The organism is uncultured Fretibacterium sp., assembly GCF_938040765.1.
Classification (GTDB): domain Bacteria; phylum Synergistota; class Synergistia; order Synergistales; family Aminobacteriaceae; genus CAJPSE01.
In genome coordinates this window covers 1-4,336 of sequence record NZ_CALIAA010000148.1, presented here as the reverse complement: position 1 = coordinate 4,336, position 4,336 = coordinate 1, and the positions used below count along the sequence as shown (strand labels likewise).

General features: G+C 65.2%; 2 protein-coding genes. Both read right to left on the bottom strand.

Features of this window, described 5'->3' with window-relative positions:
* The coding region (locus Q0176_RS05535) for a magnesium transporter CorA family protein (protein WP_299300052.1) at positions 1–949 on the bottom strand (949 nt) is incomplete at its 3' end.
* Positions 950–1,134: 185 nt separating this feature from the next.
* The coding region (ygfK, locus tag Q0176_RS05530; RefSeq protein WP_299300050.1) for a putative selenate reductase subunit YgfK at positions 1,135–4,336 on the bottom strand (3,202 nt) is incomplete at its 5' end.

Below are 4,336 nucleotides of genomic sequence, written 5' to 3'. Positions count from 1 at the left end.
CCGCGCCGCTGAGACCGAGGGCGACGAGCATCACCCACAGAAAGCCGCTCGGATACTCCTGGAACGGGACGCCGACGTTCATGCCCCAGAAGCTGGAGACGACGGTCGGGATCGAGATGATGATGGTGACGGAGGCCAGGAACTTCATCACGATGTTCAGGTTGTTGGAGATGATGGAGGCGAAGGCGTCCATCATGCCCCCCAGGACGTCGCTGTAGACCCGCACCATGTCGTAGGCCTGGTCGTACTCGACGATCACGTCCTCGAGTAGGTCGTCGTCCTCCTCCCGGAGCTTGATGAGCTCGTCGAACTGGGGATTCTTGAGCGTCCGGACGAGCTTGTCGACGGCCACGCGGTTGCTCCTCAGGGAGCCCGTGAAAAAGGTCATGCCTTTCTCCAGGTCCATCAGCTTGAAGAGCTCCTCGTTCTTCATGGAACGGCGCAGCGCCTCCTCGATCTTGTCGGACATCCGGTTCATCTCGTTGATGTACTGGAGATAGGTCCCCGCCGTCTTGTAGAGGATCTGAAGCAGGAACCGCGTCCGCTTCCAGGTGCAGAACCCGCTGACGCCGCCCCTCGGCCCCGGAAGGATCGGGTTCTCCTCCAGACAGACCGTGATGAAGGTGTCGGGGGTGATGACGATGCCCAGAGGGATGGTGTCGAAGTCGAAGCTCTCGGGGTGTTTGGGGATATTGATGACGACCAGTATGCAGGCGTCGTAGCCGCTGTCCTCGTCCATCTCCTCGAAGTCGATGCGGCTCGACTCCTCGACGTCCAGGGCGGCGCTCAGAAAATCCAGGGGCACGGCGACGAGACGGGCCACATCCTCCAGCTCCTGACGGGTGGGTGCGGTCATGTTGATCCAGCTTCCGGGACGGAGATTGTCCAGGGAGAGCTCCTCGTGACCCGGGGTCTTCAGGTTCGTGTGCGTTCTCAGTACCGAGATCATGAACATCCCTCCTTGGCGGCCCTTGGGCCCTTTTCTCTTATTTTACACAAAAGAATGCCCATATTCCATTGCTAAATCATTCGTAGACGAGGCGGCTTTTGCGAGACGCCGCGAAGGCGTACATCACAGTACGTCGAGCAAGGCGAGCAAAAACAACGAAGCATACGATTGAGAGGGAAATGGAATTACAGCAGCCAAGGCAGAGCGTCCACTATTCCTTCATACACCACCCGCATCTCCGCCGCACGGGCCAGCGAGCGCCTGCCCTCGAACGGCTTCTTCGCCGTCAGGGACTCCACCGCGAAGCCGCGGTCGAACGTCGCCTCCAGCTCGTCGTCCTCATAGCGGTACCCGCGGTCCGTGACCGCGAGCCGCATCTCCGCGCCGCCCTCGCGGCGTCTCAAAAGTCCGGGCTCGACGCGCCAGACGTTGTCGTCCTGCGAGGCGAAGTCGTGTTCGTTCAGGCAGAGCCGAGGCTTTTCCATGTAGGGCCTCCCCTGGTGAACACAGAACGTGGCGCAGTTGCCGCACTCGTTGCAGAAGTCCTCGATATGCAGGATCTGGCGCGCCTGGGTCACGGCGAAACGCTCCTGCGCCACGACGGCCGGTCTGCCCCCGGACAGCGCCACGACGGGGACGTCGAACGACGTCGGCAGGGCGGCGTAGGTGACGTTGGCACGGTTGGGGCAGACCTCCACGCATTTGTCGCAGTGAGACGTGCACTGAAGGCACCTTTGGGCCTCGCTCCGCGCCGCGGCCTCGGTCAGGGTCCGCTCCACCAGGTCGAACCCCTCGCGCAGGGCCACGGGCAGGTGCTCCTCCTTATGGGGATCGGAGCGCCGGGTCCGAACCTTCTTAACCTCCAGGATCTCCTCCCGCGTCAGGGCCGGAAGGGAGGGTTCGGGCGGCAGCTCCACGCCAAGCTCGCGGCAGATGGCCTCTCCGGCCCGCGCGCCGTCGGCGCAGGCACGGATGACGATGTCCGGCCCCGAGATGAGGTCTCCGCCCGCGTAGATCCCGCTTCGGCTCGTGCGCCCCTCGTGCGTCGTGATGACGGAGCCGTTGCGCCGCAGGGCGATGCTCCCGTTTGCAAAGAGCTCCCGGTCCGGGCTCTGGCCGATGGCGATCACGATGGAGTCCGCGTCCAGGACAAACTTCTCCCCCGTCGGCACCGGGGTGCGGCGCCCGTCCAGGTCCGCCTCGCCCAGGGCATTGCGCTCGCATTCGAGCCCCGCGACACGGCCGTCCTTCACGAGGACGCGGATCGGGGACGCCAGCTCCTCGAGCAGGTTGCCCTCCTCGAACAGCAGGCGCCGCTCCTCCTCGATAGCCGGCATCTCCGAGCGCGTACGGCGGTACACCACCGTCACGGGGGCCCCGGTCAGGCGACGGGCGGTACGCGCCGCGTCCATCGCCGTGTTGCCTCCGCCGATGACCAGGGTCTTTCTGCCCAGGTCCGGGCGAGTTCCGTCCATCGTGGCGTCCAGCAGCTCCATCGCCGTCCAGACGCCCTTGGCGTCCGCCCCCTCGATCCTGAGCGGAAGGTCGTGGGGGAAGCCCGTGGCGACATACACCGCGTCGAATCCCTGCTCCAGAAGTTTTTCCGGCGGCTCCGTCACCCGGTGGTTCAGGACGAACTCGACACCCAGGTCCTTCAGGCGCTGCACGTCCCGGTCCAGCACCTCGTGAGGCAGGCGGAACACCGGGGCTATCGCCATCATGCCGCCCACGCGGCTGCGCGCCTCGTAGACGGTCACCCCGACGCCCGCCAGGGCCAGCTTCATGGCCGCGCCAAGGCCCGACGGCCCGCCCCCGATCACGGCGACCCTGCGGGCGCTTTTCCTGACCTCGGGGACTGCCGCCCTGCCGCGCTCCGCGGCGAAACGCTTGAGCGCACGGATCTCCACCGCCTCGTCGTAGTTCGAACGGGTGCAGCGGGTCTGACACAGGTGCGTGCAGACGTAGCCCGTCAGCCCGGGAAGCGGGTTGCGGCGCAGGATGGCAGCCAGGGCGCCGTCGTAATCGCCGCGCGCGATCAGCCCCACGTACTCCGGGACGTCCTGGCAGACGGCGCACCGCGACATGCAGGGCGCCGTGATACAGTCGAAAAGGCCCAGGCCCGAGTCCACCTTCGGGGCCCCGGGATAATAACTCTTTCGGTAACGGCGTGAGGTAAGGGATTCCGCGGCCGCCCTCTCCAGCTTCTCGTCCTTGCCGGCCGCGAAGGAGCGGAGGTTGGACGCCCCCGCCCTCTCCATCGCGGACTCCAGGTTCTCCAGACACTGTCCCATGCGCGCGTAGCCGCCCGGCTTGAGCAGGTCGGAGGCCATGGTCACGGTCAGGGCCCCGCAGGAGAAGATCCCGGCGATGTTCTCCGCATCGGCTCCGGCGGAGTAGGAGACGTTCAGGTCGCCCCCAAATTCCTTGTTCAGACGGTCCCAGAGGTTCATCGAGACGGGGTAGAGCGCGCGGCCCGACATGTACATCTCCTCGCCCGGCATGATGCGTCGGTAGTTGTACATCGCGAGCGTGTTGGTGAGTTTGACGCCGAAGAACCGCCCGTGCCTCGCCGACGCCTCCTTCATCATCCGGATGATCTCGACGGCCTGAGGGTATTTGAGGTCGTGATCGAACACGGGGTCGGGGATTTGGATCCCGTCGTAGCCCAGAGTCTCGTTCAAAATCGAGCGTACCTCGTCCCGCCCCAAAAGCGTCGGGTTCATCTTGACGAAGAGGTGGAACTTGCGCTCCTCCAGCAGGTAACGGGCGATCCTGCCGATCTCGTCGGGCGGACAGCCGTGCATGGTGGAGAGCGTGACGCTGTTCACCAGCGCGCTGGGCGCCGTGATGTCCGCGTACTGCGGAAACTCCCTGCGCAGCACCTCGCGGTACTCGCCGAGTTCCTCGGACGCGTCCAGCATCCTGGCGATGAAGGTCTGCATCCGGGGCTGAAGGATGCCCTCCAGGTTGTAGCCGACGCTCATGTTGAAGATCAGGCCTCCGGCCCCCTCCGTTCCCTCCCAGCCCAGCAGGCGCTCCAGGACGGGGATCAGCAGCCACGCCTTGATGTACTCCCGCACCGACTGCTCCAGCTTCAGCTCCTGCGACCACTCCGCATTGTACCCCTCGTCCTCGACGTCGATGCAGGGCCGGCCGAACTCCAGCTCGTCCATGATCTGGACGGTCTTGAGCTCCATGTAACGCGCGCCGCAGAGCCACGAGGCGACGATGTTCTGCGTCAGCTGCGTATTGGGCCCCGCCGCGGGACCTATGGGCGACAGCAGCGGGCCGCCGAACAGGTCCGGGACAAAAAAGCGTTCCTTCTTCGGCCGCCAGAACAGGGACTTGTGGATCCCGAAGATGGAGCCCTTCTCCCGATACTCCCCC